Consider the following 18,204-nt stretch of genomic DNA (forward strand, 5'->3'; position numbering starts at 1 on the left):
TCAAAGGCACTTTTGCCTTTCATTCTCACTCTTACACACATGCAGGCTTTACACGTTATCTTTTCCTGCAAGGTAATCATTATCGAGCAGAGCATTCCGATTGATTACATAGGTTCCGGCCATGCTATCATGAAGTGCCCGGTTACGCATGCTAAATACAAGAAACCAGGCAGCTTGGAAAGAGTACCGTTTCCGGCGGTAACAATAACCGCCAGCAGTGAGTTTACCAGAAGAAAAATATACCGGACAACCGCCTGCTTCAGACTGGGATACTTGCCCTCCTCGTTCACAATCCGCGTCCGCAGAAGCAGCCTGGCCGGGGTTCCGCCGAATTTTACAACCATCAGGATGTTGAACAGCGAGAGCAGAATCCACTGCAGCCACAGCGGAATCCCCGACTGGTACTGCTCAGCCGCCGAAACGGCCCATCCGTTAATGAAATACATGGGGAGTGCCAAAATCAGAGTGTCCAGGATGCTGATCAGTAATCTTTTCCAAAAGCCTACAAAGTCATCCTCTGCCAGCCGATCCGTAAGACTGTTCTCCATGATAATTCCCCTTGCTGTGTGGTGTCTCACTACAGGCTATTTCCGGTCCCATTGTTCCGTTACTCCAGGCTGATAATATCCCGTGCCACCTGCTGCGCCTCCTCCAGCGTACCCGTCTGACCTGCTTCATCCATATAAATCACACGGCTATATTCCCTTTCAAAAGGCTTCGGGCGAAGCCACATAAACATCAATGCAATAACTGCCGGGATCACGATAATTGCTGCTATACGCCGTTTTTATTCATCGTCCCTCCTGAGGACCGGCAGATCATCATCTGCCCTTACTGCTTCTGCACCTTAAAAGTAAACTTCCAGGTCGCCGTATTGCCCGAATAGCGCCCGCGGTTTTCCGTCACCGTAACCTTTACCGCTTTAGTGACTGGCTTAGTTACATCGGATACTTTGATTGAGCTGGTAGCCTCGCCTTTATCAGGGATTTTGTCCTGCTCTTCCGCATAGCCCTTCAGCTTAATGCTTTCCGTTGCCTTCAAATCCAGGACGACCGAAGAGCCTTCTTTTATTTCCTTGTCGTTGATGTAACCTGCTGTGTACCATTCGTTGCCGACATGATTGTTTTCAGTGAGCTCCATACTGACCAGTGTTACCTTTACCTTTACGTTTTTTGCTGCCGCTGAGGTGTACGCTGACGGGACCGCCAGACTGGTCAAAAGCAGCAGTGCAGCCGCCAGCCTCATTCCTTTATTCCGCATTTGAGAGTGCTTCCCCCAATCATTTCATGTATTTACCTTATATTTACTTCTCTGCCGATGTCAGATTTCCTTTAACCTTGTGCTGATTGCCCCGCGTACCGCCATAATCTCCTGCATCAGCTCCCGGTTTCCGCTTTCTGTAGCAAGCGCTTCTCTGCTCATCAGCCCTGCTAACTGCAGCTCCAGCAGCTGCAGCTCACCTTCACGGGCCTGCTCCTCCGGAGTCAGCACCCGGCTGCGCTCCTTAGCATAATACTCCTCAAAAGTCCCGGAAAAGAACTGCGGGCTCTGCCCCCGGCCCAGCAGCAGCAGGCGGTTGGCGACTCTCGAATGGAGATAACGGTCATGCGAGACGATCACCAGACCGCCGGGATAGGCGGAAAGCGCTTCTTCCACCCGCTCCCGGGTGTCGATATCCAGATAGTTGGTCGGTTCGTCGAGCACCAGCAGATTGGCCTTGCCGAAATACAGCCGGAGAAAAGCGACCCGGCATTTCTCGCCGAGGCTAAGGTCGCCGATGCGTTTAAACACATCCTCGCGCGGGAACAGGAAGCAGCCGAGAATGGTCCGGGCCTCCGTCTGCGTCATGCCCGGCAGCTCCAGCAGGCTGTCAAGGATGGTCAGCTCCGGATTCAGATGCTCCAGCTCCTGGGCGAAATAGGCAATCCTCGTGCGGGGATGCAGCCGCAGCCTGCCGCTGGCGGGCTTGACAGCACCTGTAATCAGCTTCAGCAGCGTCGATTTGCCGGCGCCGTTCGGACCGAGCACGGACAGCCGGTCCCCCCGGCGTACAGTAAGCGAGAAATGCTCCAGCAGCAGCGGCCCGCCCGGGTAGCCCAGGCTAATGTCCTCCACCGCCAGCAGCGCATCTCCCTGAAAATCCTCACCTTCCAGCTTCATGCTCAGCTGGGGCGTTGCCTTCGGCAGCTCTACCCGGTTCTTCTCCAGCCGTTCCAGGCTGGCTTCCTTCGCGTGCAGGCGTGAGACGTTCTTCTTCGACTTGGACCGCAGAAAATCATTCTGCCCGGCGGCAGTGTGTGCCTGCTGGAACCACAGGGCATAGCGGCGGATGCTTTCCAGCAGCTTTTCCTTTTCCAGCTCCTGCTTTTTGTGCCGTCCTTCCAGCGTCTTTAGCTCCAGCTCCTTCTGCTCCCTGTACTGTGTATAAGCGCCGGGATAGCGGCGGCAGCCTGCCGGGCTCAGCTCCAGGACACCCGTCGCCGTCCGGTCGATAAACGTGCGGTCATGCGACACATACAGCACCGTGCCGGGATAGGTCCGCACCCACTCCTCCAGCCATACCATCGTCTCCCCGTCGAGATGATTGGTCGGCTCATCCAGTATCAGCAGCTTCGGCTGCCGGGCGAGCAGCGCAGCCAGCTGTACGCGCGTCTTCTGGCCTCCGCTGAGCCGCCGGTAAGAATGATTCCATAGGGACGGGTCCAGCTTCAGCTGCCGGAGACATTTCTCCGCCTTAGCTTCCCAGCCGTATCCGTCCAGCAGCATGTAGCTGTCACAGGCTTCTCCGTACTCTGCCACTGCCGCCTCATCGGTGCCGCCTGTCTCTTCCAGCCTGCGGGCAAGCTGCTCCATCCGTTGCTTAAGGGCGGCCAGCTGCTCTGATGCTGACAACACAAATTCAAGGACGCTGACACCGGAATCCGTCTCCAGCTGCTGATCCAGTACGCCCCATTCCTCCCGCTCCAGGCCGCAATAGACGGTGCCTTCCTCAAAGGCAAGCCTGCCCAGCAGGCCCTGCAGCAGAGTTGTTTTGCCGGTGCCGTTCCGGCCGAACAGCAGGACACGCTCGCCTTCTGTGATTTCAAAGGATACCCCTTCGAACAAGGGGATGCCATCCCATTCTTTTTTTAAATTCTTCGCTTTCAATATAGTCATTGCAGTCATATACATTCCTCCGCTTCCGTATTAGCTCCAAGGCTGACTGCTGCATCCGTAACAGAAACAGCAGCAAAAAACCGCAGCCAGCAGGCTGCGGTACAGGAAACGTATGATGGGAGCCGCGTACAGGAAATAAGCGGCAGAATAACGGTACACCTGAAAATAGCTCCAAGCGGATCGTTAATCTTTTGCCAGCCAAATTTCCATATCGCATGAGTCCCGGCAGACACACGTATCCCTGACCGTACACCCTAAGCAGGTGTCCCGTGGCATGTGCTTATGCACATCACAAGTAATCTGGTCATCTTTCAGGAAACGTGTTAGTTATTCATCAGCCGGTGTCCTCCGTATTGTCCGAAATCAGTAACACTTATAATATAAACAATCTGGACGGCGATGATAAGGGTCAGAACGGTTATAATTGTTTTTGCCCGGCGGGTGTACAATAAAATCATTGGTATTTCTTAACTATCTCAAGTACATAATTCCGGAATGCTTCGACATATGATTCAGGTTCAACAATTTGCAGCCTTGTACCGAATCCTGCCAGAAAATCAAACCCTGCACTGGCATGAGGAACAAGAAATGTTGCCATGAACCGTTCAGGGCTGTAGTATTCGACACTCTTTTGTCCGTATCTTTCAATAAACTGATCCTTTATACCAGGCGAAATCAACGCCTTAACGGTGACCAGTTCCGGTTGATAGCCTGCTTCCTGCGCTTGTTCCGCAAAATCATCTCTCGGGTTAAATGATTGCCCCTGCATGCAAGGGTTATTGGTCCGGGATAATTTGAATGTCCTGTATCCCATACGCTGTAAGCAGAAGCCTTTGAGGTACCAGCTTGATTCGCTGAACTGAAGCTGATAGGGCTCGGCAGTCCTTTTCGTCGCAATACCATTTTTATCTGTATAATCAAAGGAAACGAGTCTGCCCTTCAGTATGGATTCTTGAAATACCGCCAGGGTTTGACTGAGCTCAGACCGGCCCTCCCAATTATAAAAAGAAAGCCGGATGGAGCTTTTCGGGGTGAGCGGACCTACCATCCCTTCTATTTTTTTGATTGTTTTTTCAACTTCCCCGCTGATTAAAATTTGTTCCAGGCCGCCCAGTGCAGTCAGGATATTCTCTAAGTCCGAGCTGGTTAAAAGTCGTTTATCAACCTTGTATTCATTCAAAATACCGTAGCCCCCGTTAACCCCATTGACCGAATAGACCGGGATGCCGGATAAACTCAAGGTTTCCATATCGCGAAGAATCGTTCTTTTGGAAACATTAAATAACTGTGCGAACTCTGTGCTGGAGACAACCTCCTTCCTCAGCAGAATCATAATAATAGAGATTAGTCTCTCAACCTTTTCCATCGGCTCACCTCTTTTTCTCATCTCCAACAAACAGTGACAATAAGATGTCACCTATTATCCATTATACTTCCTTTATAACAAGAAGGAGGTTGTATTTATGGCAGCTATTGCATATCTGAACTTTGATGGAACTACAGAACAAGCGATCGATTTTTATTCGGCGGCTTTAAACGCAAATGAAGTAAAAAAAGCGAAATTTGGGGATATTCCTCAAAATCCGAGCTACCCGATGCCGGAAAACGAGCTGAATCTAATCATGGAATCTTCCATAACATTCACAGGCGGGAAGATCATGATGTCGGACATTCTGCCTTCAATGAAGGCGGTAACAGGCGAGCTAATGACAGGGAATAATATACTGATCAGCCTGGTTATTGATGATAAGCAAAAGCTGGCGGAATACTTTGAAGGTTTATCTCAGGGCGGAAAGGTCATTATGCCGTTATCCGATACTCCCTGGTCTTCATGCTTTGGGATGCTGGTCGATAAATTCGGGGTGAGCTGGAAATTCAATAGCGATGCAGATCTGTTTTTGGATAACGTAACAGCCAGTATACAGTAGCTGGAAAAAAGACGGCTTCCCGTAAGAATCACGGGAACCGTCTTTTATTTATTGCTTGGCAGCACATTGTACTCCGTGCTTATATTTACAATCTAAGCAAGCTCTGCACTCACCAGGCCGCGGATAAAGCTCTCCATATTCTTGGCCAAATATGTAACCTTACGGCTATTCGCCAGATCAACATAAACGACTTCCGGCTCCCCGTCATTACCGGCAGGCCGGTAGTCAAGCATTACAACCCCTTGATCCGCCGATGGTGCATCGCAGATGACCACGCCAAATTCAGGATAATTCCATTCGTCAATGACTGCCAGGCTGCCCTGCTCACCGCAAAGTGAATATTTCGCCTCCCGGCCGATGCCGCGGATTCCCGAGATCACAATGTGATCCTTGCCGGCTTCGGCTGCCTGGTTCCCCAGCGGATATTTGGTGTTGCGGGGAACGCCGCCGTTCTGCTGCTTCGTCATGGCAATGTAGAAGTCCGGCAGCTTGAACACGAGCTGCTCCTGCACGGATTCGACCAGCTCGTCCGTAAGCGGCTCAGACACATAGTCCTCTTGCTCCTCTGTGCTGTCTGCCCAGAAATTAGCGCCATCAAACTTCGGCAGCGGCCGTGTTCCTGATGTTTTTTTGGAGGAGGCTCCTGCTGCTGCCGCTCTGGCTGCTTTTTTGGCGGCCTTGCGCCGGCTCAGCGCCAGAAACTCCAGCGTATCCTCATCCTCAGGATCAAGCCGGTCAGCGTTTTCAAATGCAACGACAGCTTTGTCATACTGCTTCAGATAGTAGTAAGAAAACCCGGTGCGGTAATGCCAGAGCGGATCTTCCCCGCCTTCCTCCTCAACGGACATAAGCTGCTCCAGCGCATCTTCGTAACGCTCAAGGTTAAGCAGTGCTCTTCCTAAATGGCTGACCAGCACATAATCCCGGTCCTCCTCTGAAATCTCCATCACAGCATCCACAATTTCCTCGAAGTCGTCCTCTTCATGCCATAATTCCAGTTGTTCCACAAGCTGTTCGCTCATCGTTTCAGGCCTCCCAGTTTCATAACGTTCATACTGGTGAAAATTATACCATTTCTGCCGGGTGCTTCTCCACCTGTGGCATCACAGCTGTTATGCCTTCCGTATCCTATTCATTAGTATTGCCTAATATAGTATGCTGTAAAAAAGAGGAGAGATGTCCAGTGCAGCAAAAGGATGTTGTGATTGGAATAGACGGCGGCGGAACAAATACCCGGGCCATCGCCGCTGATATTCACGGCAATATACTTGCCTACAGCATTAAAGGTAGCGCTTCCATCTACCGGGAATCTTCGGTTCAAGCTAATGTGCAATCGGCTATAACGGAGGTTATAGGCCGGGGTGGTATTATAGAGAGCCGTGTTATAGGTATCGCAGCAGGCATCGCAGGCTTTGATTCGCCCGAGGATCTGGAATGGGTTGCCCCGCTCACAGCGGTTCCTGGTCTGGCTTGTCCCAGATGGCATGTTAACGATGCGTTAATTGCCCATTACGGCGCACATCTAGCCCGGCCGGGCATTATTGCGATCGCGGGCACCGGCTCTATTCTGATTGCGATAAATGAAGAAGGACGGTATTTGCGCAATTATGATTTTCATCATTATGCGGCCAGTGCGGCCAGGCTGCTTGGCTACGAGGCGGTATTTGAGGTGCTGGCCGGGCATACGGATTCCAGCGATGAGAAGCTTGTTGCCAGGATGCTGGCACATTGGGAGGTACAATCTTTGAACGAGCTGTACAGCCAAGCCTCCGGCGGCTTCGACGCTGACCGCAAAGCACGCGACCGGCGCTTCGGCCGGTTTGCACCGGCAGTCACCGAAGAGGCAGCGCTCGGAAGCGCTGCCTCGATCCGGGTATGCGACCGGGCTATTGGTCAGATGAAGACCGGCATTGAGCTGCTTGGCGCTGCCTTTAAGCAGAACCATGTACCGGTCGCTTTTATTGGAAGTGTAGCGTGCAGCAGCTATTTTCAGGCCAGACTGCAGGAGGAGCTGCAGATTGCCACTAACAAGCAATATACAGTGGTACAACCCCAGCTCCCCCCTGCAGCAGGAGCCATACTGTATGCGCTGGAGCAAGCCGGCCTGCCGGTTACGGACGGGATCATACACCGCCTGCAGCCTAGCGGCTTGCTGCTCCGGCAGGCGCTTGAGCCAAGCTCTTTTACAGCTTCACGGTTCCGTCCTTAGGGTTCCAAGTAAAGGTTATACCAAACAGCGGGGTCAGGCTGCTGAGCGGAATGTACAGACGGCCGTTAATATTTTGCGAAGTGAGGATCGTTACCTCTTTGCCGTTGACCTTCGCTGTTCCGCTTAGCGGTTTATGGACTGCTGTATAATCGCCTATCCGGATGACGAGCGAACCGGTACCCGGCTCCTTCGTCAGGCTCCCACCAAGCAGCGCAACCGTCTCCCTCAAGGGGACATATACCCGGGAATTGTCCAGCACAAAAGCATCCTTCGCCTTAACGGTCTCGCCATCCACGATAAAAGCGCCTGCCAGCATTGTCGGCCCGGCAGAATAGCCGTGCTTCGCCGCGATACTTTTCAGATCGAGGCTGGACGTTGTAATGATTACCGGAGTGTTCTTAGCCACCTTGGGATAGAGCCAGTGGATGTCGTCATTATGCATCCGGATGCAGCCTGCGCTGACATATTTGCCGATTGAAGCCTCATTATTATTGCCGTGAATGGCATAGGTGGTTCCGTAAGTGCCATTCACCTCCAGCCCCAGCCAGCGGTCACCAAGCGGATTAGCCGGATCGCCGCCGGGGATATTATCTTTGTAATAAGGCCTGTTTTTGGCTTTAAGCACCATCCGGAACGTCCCTTCCGGCGTCAGATTCTTGGTTTTGCCTGTAGCAACCGGGAATACCTTTTCGAGCCTGCCGCCGCTAAAAAAGCCCAGTGTGTTCGTTTTTTTGTTGACTACAATCAGGTCCGAGGACGTTGCAGCCCCTGCTGCAGCTGATGCCATCCCGGGAAAACAGGCCGTAAACAACAGTAAAAATACCAGCGGCAGCTTGATACCCAGCAGCTTGCCGGTTCTGTTAAATCCGGCGGTTCCTTGCTCTTTCATGTTGCCCCACCTCCACCTTATGGGTTAATCTGGAAAACTCTTTTATACATAGACGGCATTGGAACGCGGAAGTTGCAGCATGGCTTGTACCTATTTGCTCCGGCCTGTCCCCTCAGCGATTGCTCATGCATATTCGACTCAGCCTCCAGAGATAATAAACCCGCATGACCAAACCAAACATGCCAAGGAGGCAATGACTTTGAATTCAAATCTTTCCAGCCAAATCAGCCAGTGTGAGACCATTATCCAGCAGCTTGTCGCCCAGACTCAGCAGGCCAGCCAGAACTACCAGCAGCTTCTCCAGCAGGAGCAGCAAAACGCGGCAAAGCTGGAGGAATTGGCACAGCGTGAGCATAAGGCCAGCCAGGTTATCCAGCAGGCGCTGCAGGGTCACAACACTGCTGTCCAGCAGCTGCAGCAGGTGACTCAAACCCTGAGACAGCTGGAGCAGAGCTCACAAGCGGTTAGCTACAATACAAATCCAAGCTACAATACACACATAAGCCCAAGCTATAATACAAATTCAGGCTATAATACCGGCATCCCGCATTTTAATACCGGGGCTGCCAGCTACAATTCCAGTCCAATGAGCCACAGTACCGGAGCGGACAGCTATAATGCCGGATCATCCGGCTACAATACCGGTACTCAGGGGTATGCTTCTTATAATCAGCAGCCTATGCATACCATGCATACACCGGCTGATTCAGGCAGCACGATGAGCCCGTCCGGCTCTATCAGCCGGATCGGAACCCTGGGCGCCATCGGCTCCATGGGCAGCCAGAACCAGGGCTACGGCTCGTCCATGAACCAGGGCCGCAGCTTCCAGTAAGTAAGACGCCCTGAATAGGGAGCGGTTATATTGGAATAAGACGGCTTTAAAAAAAGACTGCTCCCGGCGTAATGTCCGGGAGCAGTCTTTCGCTTGTTCTTTCAGCCTGCTGCCGGTGCCATTAGTGGGAATTTTCCCTTTAAATTAGCTTTACGGCCAGTTTCCCTGTGTCATGTGGATTGCTCTGTCGTTAACAGTATGTCGGTCAGACCACCAGCCTGCCCCGCTTCTCAGCCAGTCCGATTACCGCTTCTACGCCGGAGTTGAACGCCAGGAAGTCACTCTCCACGCCGTCGCTGAAGATTACGCCATCCTCCGGCATCTGTGAGGTTATCCGCAGGGGCTCATTGCCGCTGACCCGGCCAAACACTACACCGGCAGAAGTCGTTCGGCTCGGAAAAGGCTCCCTAACCGTAAAATACAGATTAGGGTCATCCCAGGCGAGCCTGCTCTCCATGCCGGCTCCTGCTGCAGGCTCCCGCCCGGCAGCGCCGCCAGACATCCCCTCCGCCGCGGCCAGGCCCAGACCGGCTGCGCTGCGGGTCACGCCTGCCGCTCCGGCCAGCACGCTGCGCAGCCAGCCGGTGGAGCCAAGGCCGGTGGAGACGATGATGCCGCTGGAGGACTGCTGCTCGGCGGCGGCGCCATGCTGCAGCAGATAGCGCGCCGACACATGCGTCCTGCGGCCGATGAACAGATCGTTGACGCCGTACAGGCTCTGGCCGTCGTTCAGCTCGGCCTTAGCCAGCGTCACCTCACGCACCTGACGGCGGCTGCGGAAGACCTCCGGCAGCAGCAGGCGCAGATCCTTGACGGTGAACGGCAGCAGCACGCCGTCCCAGCGCTGCGGATCGGGATTCACGCCGATCAGCGGCTGCTCCTGCAGATACTTCAGCGTATTGGCTACAAGGCCGTCCTGCCCCAGGACGACTACTGTATCCTCAGCGCCAAAAATAAAATTCGGCACATGCTGCCGCTCCAGCACCTGTACCCGGCCCAGGGCGCTCAGCTCGATAACCGTCGTCTCCACCGCCTGGCGGTAGGTGAGGTCCTCGCTGATATAATCGCTGAAATCTGCGCCCAGCCGCTCAATATAGAACTGGGCCTGCTGCACTGTGTTATAGCGGACAACCAGTTCCTCAAGCCGTGTCTTGCGTTTGACCAGCACAATTTTATTCTCCGACACCCGTCCCCCGCTGCTCATCTCCAGCTCCCCTCTCTGTTACTATCGCGTTGCCCATCCTCCGCCACCTCATCCGCCGCACCTGCTCCGCCGCGCTTCGTACCCTCTTCCCCTCTCAATCCTGACTCCATATTCCTGATGCTCTACTCACAGGCCGCCGCTCCAATACACCCACCTGTCGTGTGCTCATCGTCTCTCCGTTCCTCTGGCAGCACCTGCACCGTCTGCCGATCCGGCCATAATGCCCTGAAGCAGATCCGGCGTTATGTTCAGCTGCCCGATCTTGCCGGCATTCTCGGCCAGCTCCTGGAAGGCGATGGCGATCAGCTTATCCGGCTTCATGCCGACATTGGTCAGGGCCTGAAGCACATTCGGCGATACGCCCTGCAACGAGTTCATCACCGCCGACAGCTCGTAGGCTTTGGCATCTGCTTCAGCCTTCTGGTTGGCAACGGCCAGGCCGATCAGCTCCTGCTTCTTCTCCTCCAGTGCCGTGTCGAAGCTAAGCTGCTCTTCCTTCATCTCGTTCTGCTTCTGCTTCACGAACCGCTCGGAATCCAGCTGAGTCTGGCGGATCTGCTTCTTCTTGGTCTCTACCGCGATTTCCGTATTCAGCTCATTCTCCTTCACCCGGCGTTCCTGCTCAATCGACGCATTCCGGCGCTCATAGAGCGCATTATCGGCACTGCGGAGAATCTCCTCCCGGGCCTGCGCCTCCAATGCACGGAGCGTTTCCTTATTCGGTACAATCGCCAGAATCGAGAGCCCCATCAGCTCAATACCCAGCTTTTCAATTTCCGCATTCCGCTCAATCTCCTGGGTAATTGTCTTGGCCAGCCGTTCACTCGACTGGATGGCCTGGCGCAGCGGCAGCTGCTCCAGCTGCTTTTTGGTCAGCACCTTAGCCACGTTAATGACCCGCTGGGCCAGCTTGCCCGGATCGTCAGACAGGTAGGTGTTCTTTTTCAAATTGTAGGTATAGTTGAGGATTTGCGTCGTTTTGCTGTAATCGACAATTCTGTAGGTCAGCTGGCCCTGCACCGTTACCGTCTGGTAATCCGCTGTAATCTCTTCGAACATGAACGGGACATCAATCGATGAGACAGGAACTACAATCACAGAGGTTGTAGGCACATAATAGTAAAAGGACAGCCCTACTCCCTCACGCACCACCTTGCCGTTCTTCACTTTAAGCACGTACTCGCTGGGCTGGAATTTCACGAATCTGAATCCGAACATGGTCATTACCTCCCGCTTAGTTGTTATTAACAATTTGTTATTAACATCATATTAGCATGATCTTATGATATTATCAATATGTTAATATCATTTTTCTTCAAAAAAATACCGCACCCTCCAATGCGGAGAATGCGGCTGTCCAAAAAGATATTGCGCAGGCTGCTTTTGTAATGCACGAAAACGTAATGAGAAGGAGCTCCGTTATTTTACAACAACCTTAACCTTGACCGTTTTGCCTCCGTATTTCACTGAAAGGTACGCAGTGCCTTTACTGTTGGCCTTTACAAGCCCGTTCTTGCCTGTGGCTACCAGCTCCTTGGTTGAGGTCCAGACCGCAGTCTTCGATACATCCGCTTCGCTGCCGTCTTCAAAGGTGGCCGTAGCAATCAGCTGCACTGACTGCCCGGCACTCAGGCTCAGATTCATCTGGCTGATCTCCAGATATTTGAGCACATCAACCGTCACCGGTACCTTGACCGTCTTTCCGCCGTATTTTGCAGTGACATAGGATTTTCCGTAAGCTACAGCCTTCACAGTTCCGCCGGTAACCGTCGCCACCTTGTAGCTCCCGCTTTTCCACTCAGCTGCACCGGTAACATCCTTCGTTTTGCCGTCGCTGAAGGTGACCTTTACGCTCACTTTGGCTGACTCCCCGGATTTCAGCGCCAGATTGCTGGCCGATGCTTCAATAGTGGAGATCTGATCGACCTCGATATTAATCGTCACCTTTTGTCCGCCGTAGGAAGCGGTGAGCGTTGTTTTGCCTTTGGCTACGGCGGTAACCAGCCCTTTTTTCACCGTAGCTGTTGCCGGCTTGGCAGATGTCCAGTCAGCAGCCGCTGTAACATCCGCCTCTACACCATCCGAACCGGTCGCCGTCAGTGTAATCTGCTCCTTATCGGCAGGCGACAGCGTAATCAGCGTCACACTTGCCGCCAGCTCATCCACCAGGCCTACATTTACAGTAACTGCTGCAGATACTTCGCCGATCTTGGCAGTAATGACCGCAGTTCCGGTATCAACAGCGGTGATCAGCCCGTCCTCAACCTCAGCCACCTGCCCGTCACTGGTGCTCCATTCCGCCTCGTCCGTCACAACCAGATCACTGCCGTCGCTGTACTTCCCTGTAGCAATCAGCTGATAGGTTTCATCTGCTTCAAGCTTTACTGCTTTGGCCTGCAGGGTCAGCTTGCCCGGGGTTCCTGCCGTTACCTTAATTGTAGCCTTCTTGCCTCCGTAGGACGCCGTAATAACAGCACTTCCTGTGGAATAAGCAGTAATGGTGCCGCTAGCTGCATCAGCAATGTCCTCATGATCCGAGCTCCACACCGCATCCTCCGTTACATCCTGTGTGGTGCCGTCCTCATAGCTGGCCATCACCGTCACCTCTTTACTCTGGTCAAGGCCAAGATTCAGCTTGCTGAGGGTCAGATTCAGCCGGGAGGCGGTCTCCACGTTCACTGTGACCGTGACGGTTTTGCCGCCGTATACTGCAGTTACTGTTGTCATACCTGATTTGTAGCCGGTGATTAGACCCTTGGTCACAGTTGCAGTATTATCATCAGCCGTTGTCCAGACTGCGCTGTCCGTTACCACACTGGAGACGCCGTTTGCATCAATCGCGGTCAGCACCAGCTGCTGCGTCTTATTGAGCCGTAAAAATACACTGTCATCGTCCACACTAAGTTTATTACTTTTGCCTACAGCAGCGGTTAGTGTCACTGTTTTGGAGCCATAGCTTGCAGTGACCGCCGCATTCCCTTCAGCGTAAGCCGTAATGATCCCTTTATCCGCATAAGCAACGGCTTCATCACTGGAGCTCCAGGCCGCCTGACCCGTCACATCAGCAGTTGTCCCATCGGCAAAAGTCGCTGTAAGCACGATCTGCCTGGTCGCCTTCACCGCCAGATTCACGGCTGTCTCACTGAGCGCCAGATGTCTGGCTGTCCCTACATCCACTGTAACCGTAGCTGTTGTGCCATTGTACGTGCCCGTAATTGTAGCCGTGCCTACTGAATATCCGGTAATCAGCCCTTTGCTGATAGCGGCAACATTTTTATCGCCGGAGGTCCAGGCGGCGTTCGGGGTTACATCAGACGAGGAGCCGTCCGGGGCAACAGCCGTCAGGCTGAGCTGCTTCGTTCCGCTGGTCTGCAGAAATACATTTTCACTGCTTGCAATCAGCCTGCTTACAGAGCCGACCTCCGCCTCAAGCGTAGCTTCCAGAGTACCGTAAGTGGCGCCAATTGTAGCGGTTCCCGCTAATTTATAAGTGGTAATAGCTCCTTTATTTACATAAGCTACCAGTTCATTGCTTGAGCTCCAGACCGCCGCACCGGTTACATCCTCTGTACTGCCGTCTGCATACGTAGCAGTGAGCGTCAGCTTGTGGCTGGAACTGTTCTTCAGGCTAAGCTGCTCCTCGCTCAGATCCAGATATCGCGCTACCGCAACATCCACATCCACCTGCACCGTTTTATCGCCGTATGTGCCTGTGATGGCTGCTGTTCCGGCTGTGTAGCCGTATACCTTGCCTTTATAGACATAAGCCACCCCGGAGTCACTGGAGCTCCAGACTGCCGTGCTTGTCACATCTTTGGCCGAGCCATCGGGATATACGGCTGTCAGCTTAAGCTGGCGGGCTTCATCCGGTTTAAGAAACAGGCTCTGATAATCCACTGTAAGCTTGCTGGTCTGATCAACCGTTACCTGGACTGTGGCGGTTTTGGTGCCGTATTTGGCCGTAATCACTGCCGAGCCCTGCTTGTAGCCGGTAATAACACCCTTCAGCACATCAGCGACGGATTCATCACTGGTCGACCAGGCGGCGAGCGTACTTACATTCTCAGTGGTCCCGTCCGCAAAAGTAGCCGTCAGCACCACCGCAGCGCTGTCATTCAAAAGTAACGCCAGCTCCGGCTGATCCACCGTTACCCGCTTCGCCACCTCAACATTTACGGAGACGGTGATTGTTTTTTTGCCGTATACTCCTGTGATTGTGGCTGTACCGGAGGCAATTCCCTTCACTTTGCCGTTCACTACTGTAGCAATTGCTGCATCGCTGGTCGTCCAGACTGCATGATCAGCTGCCGTAGCATCCGTCGTATTATCCGAATAGGTTGCCGTCAAAATGATGCTGCCCGCTTCCCCTTTGCGCAGATCAAGCGATTGTACATTCTGGGTCAGCGCTTTAACTTTTTTGGTCACGGTAACGGTAGCCGCCTGGGAGTGCTTCGTTCCGTCAGAGTATGTATAGACCGCAACAATTGTCGCTGTGCCCTCTGCCTTCGCGGTTACGATTCCGTTATAGACCGAGGCAACAGCGGGCTTATCGCTCGACCAGTCGGCATTGACTGTAACATCGCCTGATGTGCTGTCGGAGTATACCGCCGTAGCTGTGAGCACATATGTATCTTCAATGGACAGGGACAGCTCACTTGTGTTCAGCACAATTTTGGAGACAGTGACCGCTGTGGCAGCAAGTGCCAGCCCCCCGTTCCCAAACACCAGGATGAACGACATGGCTATCAGCAAAAACCGGTTATAGCTATTTCCTCTCAATCTAATACCCTCCCGAAAGCTAATTTTCTTCATGTAACAACGTATACATTACAATTCAGCACACTTCTGAGTGTACCCCAGCCGGCACACTGCCTGCATCATAACAGCCTTGTCTGAATTTAATCTGAAAGTAACGCAGCACACTTTTACATTCGGTTCAGGTGCATTTTGTACAAATTCAAGTCCGCTTCCGGAGTTTGTCCATTGAGCCGCAGAACACTTTACTTTATGATGGTGCAAGCGAGAATGATTCTCAGTACACAAGACCGTAATTCATTAGGGAGGCACTATTATGTTAAAAAAAGCGAGACAACCCCTGGCTGTTCTCTGCGTCATCTTCCTGATGAGCGCACTTCTGCTTGCCTGCGGAAGCAACACCGGACAGACCGAAGCCGGCGGTAACACAGCCGCAGATACTACAAGCAATGCCGCTGCCAGCACAGCACCCTCTCCGGAGGCTTCTGCAGACGCTGATACCTCAGCTGCAGCCGGGACACAGTCCTATACCGATTACAAAGGCCATACGGTAGAGATTCCGGTATCGCCGGAGCGCATCATCTATTCGGGAGAAACCTACGGCGATCTCGTCGCACTGGGCGTTCAGGCTGTTGGATATCCGCTGTCGATGGGGGAAGGGCAGATTTTTGAGGACAAGCTTGCGGGAGTGGAGGATGTCGGATTCCCGATTAATCTGGAGAAGACACTTGAGCTGCAGCCTGACCTGATTATCTATGCCGGAACAGACGAAGCAGACTTTGAAGCGTTGTCCAAAATCGCGCCGACGGTTATTTTCAACACCTTTGGCCCGCTGGAGAAACGGATGACCGAGCTTGGCCTGCTGCTGGGTAAAAAGCAGGAAGCGGAAAACTGGCTGGCGCAGTACAAAACCAGTGAAACTGCCATGTGGGAGCAGCTGAAGGCTGCGGGCATGAAGGAAGGCGAAACTGCCTCGGTCTTCACCTATTATCCCGGCGACAGACTGTTCGTAATGGCTGCAACCGGGCTGTCGCAGGTGCTCTACGGCGAAGGCGGCTTCAAGGCACCGGCTCCTATTCAGACTCTGCTGGATGAAGGCACCGGCTTCCTGGAAATCTCTATGGAGGTTATCAGCCAGTATGCAGGCGACCGGATCTTCATTCTGACCCCAGTAGCTGATGAGGCCAAGCAATCCACCGATGCTCTGATTCAGAGCGAGATCTGGAAGAGCCTGCCTGCCGTCAAAAACGGTAATGTCTACACACAGGACATCATGAAAACCTCTGCCGATGCCTCGACCAGAGAATGGCTGCTTACCGAATTACCGCGCCTGCTGGGCGGCAAATAAGCATAGATCAGTCAGGCCCGGCTCATTCCCGGCCTCATAAATGTGAAGAAGCTTGTCAACATCCGTTGATAAGCTTCTTTGTTTTGGATACAATGGGTTTACTTGATAATCATTCTCACTTATAAGAGGAGGCCTGCGCATGCTGCCATCATCTACGCCGACAGTCCCGCTGCACACGCTGCTGTTTCAGCTGACAGGCGCCGGCCTGAGCGTTCAGCCCGCTATGTCCTGCACCGAGCCGCGGACAGCGCAGTCCCATCTCCTGCTGATCTGCACCGGCGGTACCGGACAGCTTATCATACATAACGAGACCGTTGCGCTCAGTGCTGACAGATGCTTCCTCCTGTCCCCCGGAACAGCATTTACTGCAGATAATCCGGAAACGACACTGTATTATTATCAGATCTCGTTCAATGTCTACCAGACCGCCCGGGGACCGGAGCCTTATCTAGAGGAGCTGCTTCCGGGCAGGCAGGAGCTGCTTGTCCATCCGTTTACCCGGATCATCCGGCTTGCCGAAGAATTAACGGCAAGCCCGGCTGAGCGCAGTGAAGTCCGGCTGTATAAGCAGCAGCTGAAATTCCAGGAGCTGCTGCTCCTCCTGCTGGAGCATAATTATCCGTCGGAGGAGGCGCCAAGCCCGGCTGAGTCTGTGGAAGGCACCCTTACTTATATGCAGGAGCATTATATGGAGAGTATCACGGTCAAGCATCTGGCTGAACAGGCCGGGGTTTCGCTGTGGCAGTTCACTCCGTTATTCCAAAAGCTGACCGGCAGGAAGCCGCTCGACTATCTGACCGAGCTGCGCATCAGCCGCTCCAAACAGCTGCTGCTGGAATCGGCTGAGCCGCTGCGGGAAATCGCCCGGCTGTCCGGCTTCTCCGACGAGTATTATTTCAGCCGCCGGTTCCGCCAGAAGACCGGCGTTACCCCTGGGCATTACGCCCAGCTGCAGCGCGGGAAGGTTACCGTCCGCGACTGGACCGGCCATACTGTGTCCATCCCGGAGCGGCCAAGGCGGATCGTCTACCACGGTGAGACGATCGGCGATCTGCTTGCCCTCGGCGTGAAGCCGGTCGGCGGCGACGAGGAATTCGCCCGGAACAGCGTCTATAAGCACCGGCTGAAAAGGCTGGCCAATGTCGGATTCCCGCTGAATCCGCAGCTGACGGCCTCGCTGGACCCGGACCTGATTATCATCGCCAATTCCGATGAGAAGGTGTACAAGCGGGTCGCGGGCATCGCCCCCGCCCTCACCTTCGATTCCTTCGCTCCGCTGGAGCACCGCATGCGGACGCTCGGCAGCTGGCTGGGCAAGCAGCGCGAAGCCGAAGCCTGGCTGGCCGGCTTCGCGGCCAGGAACGCCGCCATGTGGCAGCGGCTGTACGGCAGCGGCGTGCTCACCCCCGGGGAAACCGCCTCCGCGCTGTTCTTCGACCATGGCAATCACCTGTTTGCCATGGGGCTGAGCGGCCTGTCCAGCGCGCTGTATGCTCCGGGCGGCCTGATGCCGACTGCGGAGATCCAGGCGGCGCTGGACGCTGAGCTCGGCTTCGCTGAGGTCGATCCGCAGCGGCTGCCTGCTTACGCGGGGGACCGGATCTTCATGCTCATTCCAGAGCGTGAAGATTCCCGCGCAGCGATGGATGCGCTGCTGCTGAGCCCGGCCTGGCTCAGCCTGCCGGCCGTGCAGCAGGGCCATGCCTATTTGCTGGACAACAGCAAATGGAACTTCAGCGACGCGCTGACACGCGAGCGGCTGCTGACGCTGCTGCCGAGAGTGCTGAGCGGGCCCGGCACCGCCCAGTAACAAGCAAAGCCCCGCCACTTGATGGCGGGGCCTTGCTTGGTTTGGGGCTGCGCGCCGGGATGGCGCGGGTGCC

General features: G+C 54.1%; 15 protein-coding genes. 5 read left to right on the forward strand and 10 right to left on the reverse strand.

Annotated elements, in window-relative coordinates; translation table 11 throughout:
- Nucleotides 1-104: 104 nt before the first annotated feature.
- From BN3772_RS26380 to BN3772_RS26395, 5 genes are all read right to left on the reverse strand, one after another.
- Nucleotides 105-548, reverse strand: a complete 444-nt coding sequence (locus BN3772_RS26380) for an RDD family protein (RefSeq protein ID WP_042203328.1) — start codon at nt 546-548, stop codon at nt 105-107.
- Between the two features lie 59 nt (nt 549-607).
- On the reverse strand, nt 608-763 hold the full coding sequence (locus BN3772_RS30795) for a hypothetical protein (RefSeq protein ID WP_157643656.1): 156 nt from the start codon (nt 761-763) through the stop codon (nt 608-610).
- A gap of 68 nt (nt 764-831) precedes the next feature.
- A complete protein-coding gene (locus BN3772_RS26385; protein WP_042203329.1) occupies nt 832-1,260 on the reverse strand; it encodes a hypothetical protein in 429 nt (142 codons plus the stop codon).
- A gap of 60 nt (nt 1,261-1,320) precedes the next feature.
- Nucleotides 1,321-3,165, reverse strand: coding sequence for a ribosomal protection-like ABC-F family protein (abc-f, locus tag BN3772_RS26390; protein ID WP_280114400.1), 1,845 nt, complete (start codon nt 3,163-3,165; stop codon nt 1,321-1,323).
- 445 nt (nt 3,166-3,610) lie between these two features.
- Nucleotides 3,611-4,522 carry a helix-turn-helix transcriptional regulator gene (locus BN3772_RS26395; RefSeq protein ID WP_042203330.1) on the reverse strand — a complete coding sequence of 304 codons (912 nt, stop codon included), beginning with the start codon at nt 4,520-4,522 and terminating at the stop codon, nt 3,611-3,613.
- 97 nt (nt 4,523-4,619) lie between these two features.
- Between BN3772_RS26395 and BN3772_RS26400 the strand changes: the two genes are divergently transcribed.
- On the forward strand, nt 4,620-5,084 hold the full coding sequence (locus tag BN3772_RS26400; protein ID WP_042203331.1) for a VOC family protein: 465 nt from the start codon (nt 4,620-4,622) through the stop codon (nt 5,082-5,084).
- A gap of 92 nt (nt 5,085-5,176) precedes the next feature.
- Here the strand turns inward: BN3772_RS26400 and BN3772_RS26405 are convergent, their stop codons facing one another.
- Nucleotides 5,177-6,106, reverse strand: coding sequence for an SMI1/KNR4 family protein (locus tag BN3772_RS26405; protein WP_042203332.1), 930 nt, complete (start codon nt 6,104-6,106; stop codon nt 5,177-5,179).
- Between the two features lie 161 nt (nt 6,107-6,267).
- Here BN3772_RS26405 and BN3772_RS26410 point away from each other — a divergent pair, with 161 nt between their 5' ends.
- Entirely contained in the window at nt 6,268-7,293 is a 1,026-nt protein-coding gene (locus tag BN3772_RS26410; RefSeq protein ID WP_052380709.1) for an N-acetylglucosamine kinase, read from the forward strand.
- Here BN3772_RS26410 and BN3772_RS26415 read toward each other — a convergent pair.
- Complete coding sequence (locus tag BN3772_RS26415; protein WP_244444846.1) at nt 7,268-8,182, reverse strand: L,D-transpeptidase family protein; 915 nt, start codon at nt 8,180-8,182, stop codon at nt 7,268-7,270. The genes BN3772_RS26410 and BN3772_RS26415 overlap by 26 nt on opposite strands.
- A gap of 199 nt (nt 8,183-8,381) precedes the next feature.
- On the opposite strand from BN3772_RS26415, the gene BN3772_RS31660 reads away from it, so the two are divergent.
- The gene (locus tag BN3772_RS31660) at nt 8,382-9,014 is read left to right on the forward strand and encodes a hypothetical protein (protein ID WP_341872596.1); all 633 of its coding nucleotides are present in this window, start codon (nt 8,382-8,384) and stop codon (nt 9,012-9,014) included.
- A gap of 205 nt (nt 9,015-9,219) precedes the next feature.
- Here BN3772_RS31660 and BN3772_RS26425 read toward each other — a convergent pair whose 3' ends face one another.
- The 3 genes from BN3772_RS26425 to BN3772_RS26435 form a co-directional block, all read right to left on the reverse strand.
- Nucleotides 9,220-10,218, reverse strand: coding sequence for a diacylglycerol kinase catalytic domain-containing protein (locus BN3772_RS26425; RefSeq protein WP_042203333.1), 999 nt, complete (start codon nt 10,216-10,218; stop codon nt 9,220-9,222).
- Between the two features lie 165 nt (nt 10,219-10,383).
- Nucleotides 10,384-11,436, reverse strand: a complete 1,053-nt coding sequence (locus tag BN3772_RS26430) for an SPFH domain-containing protein (protein WP_042203334.1) — start codon at nt 11,434-11,436, stop codon at nt 10,384-10,386.
- A 201-nt stretch (nt 11,437-11,637) separates the two neighbouring features.
- The gene (locus tag BN3772_RS26435; protein WP_052380710.1) at nt 11,638-14,997 is read right to left on the reverse strand and encodes an Ig-like domain-containing protein; all 3,360 of its coding nucleotides are present in this window, start codon (nt 14,995-14,997) and stop codon (nt 11,638-11,640) included.
- Nucleotides 14,998-15,289: 292 nt separating this feature from the next.
- Here BN3772_RS26435 and BN3772_RS26440 point away from each other — a divergent pair, with 292 nt between their 5' ends.
- Together BN3772_RS26440 and BN3772_RS26445 are read left to right on the forward strand one after the other, a co-directional pair.
- A complete protein-coding gene (locus BN3772_RS26440) occupies nt 15,290-16,321 on the forward strand; it encodes an ABC transporter substrate-binding protein (protein ID WP_042203335.1) in 1,032 nt (343 codons plus the stop codon).
- Between the two features lie 139 nt (nt 16,322-16,460).
- On the forward strand, nt 16,461-18,131 hold the full coding sequence (locus BN3772_RS26445; protein ID WP_042203336.1) for a helix-turn-helix domain-containing protein: 1,671 nt from the start codon (nt 16,461-16,463) through the stop codon (nt 18,129-18,131).
- The last annotated feature ends 73 nt before the right edge of the window (nt 18,132-18,204 follow it).

It is taken from the genome of Paenibacillus camerounensis (genome assembly GCF_000723885.1).
GTDB classification, from domain to species: Bacteria; Bacillota; Bacilli; order Paenibacillales; family Paenibacillaceae; genus Paenibacillus_AQ; species Paenibacillus_AQ camerounensis.

Excerpts from the sequence above, each read along its gene's own strand:
- BN3772_RS26445 (WP_042203336.1), top strand. The coding sequence starts at position 16,461 with ATGCTGCCATCATCTACGCCGACAGTCCCGCTGCACACGCTGCTGTTT.
- BN3772_RS26400 (WP_042203331.1), top strand. The coding sequence starts at position 4,620 with ATGGCAGCTATTGCATATCTGAACTTTGATGGAACTACAGAACAAGCG.
- BN3772_RS26385 (WP_042203329.1), bottom strand. The coding sequence starts at position 1,260 with ATGCGGAATAAAGGAATGAGGCTGGCGGCTGCACTGCTGCTTTTGACC.
- BN3772_RS26395 (WP_042203330.1), bottom strand. The coding sequence starts at position 4,522 with ATGGAAAAGGTTGAGAGACTAATCTCTATTATTATGATTCTGCTGAGG.
- BN3772_RS26405 (WP_042203332.1), bottom strand. The coding sequence starts at position 6,106 with ATGAGCGAACAGCTTGTGGAACAACTGGAATTATGGCATGAAGAGGAC.
- abc-f (WP_280114400.1), bottom strand. The coding sequence starts at position 3,165 with ATGACTGCAATGACTATATTGAAAGCGAAGAATTTAAAAAAAGAATGG.
- BN3772_RS26425 (WP_042203333.1), bottom strand. The coding sequence starts at position 10,218 with ATGAGCAGCGGGGGACGGGTGTCGGAGAATAAAATTGTGCTGGTCAAA.
- BN3772_RS26440 (WP_042203335.1), top strand. The coding sequence starts at position 15,290 with ATGTTAAAAAAAGCGAGACAACCCCTGGCTGTTCTCTGCGTCATCTTC.
- BN3772_RS26415 (WP_244444846.1), bottom strand. The coding sequence starts at position 8,182 with ATGAAAGAGCAAGGAACCGCCGGATTTAACAGAACCGGCAAGCTGCTG.
- BN3772_RS26380 (WP_042203328.1), bottom strand. The coding sequence starts at position 548 with ATGGAGAACAGTCTTACGGATCGGCTGGCAGAGGATGACTTTGTAGGC.
- BN3772_RS26430 (WP_042203334.1), bottom strand. The coding sequence starts at position 11,436 with ATGTTCGGATTCAGATTCGTGAAATTCCAGCCCAGCGAGTACGTGCTT.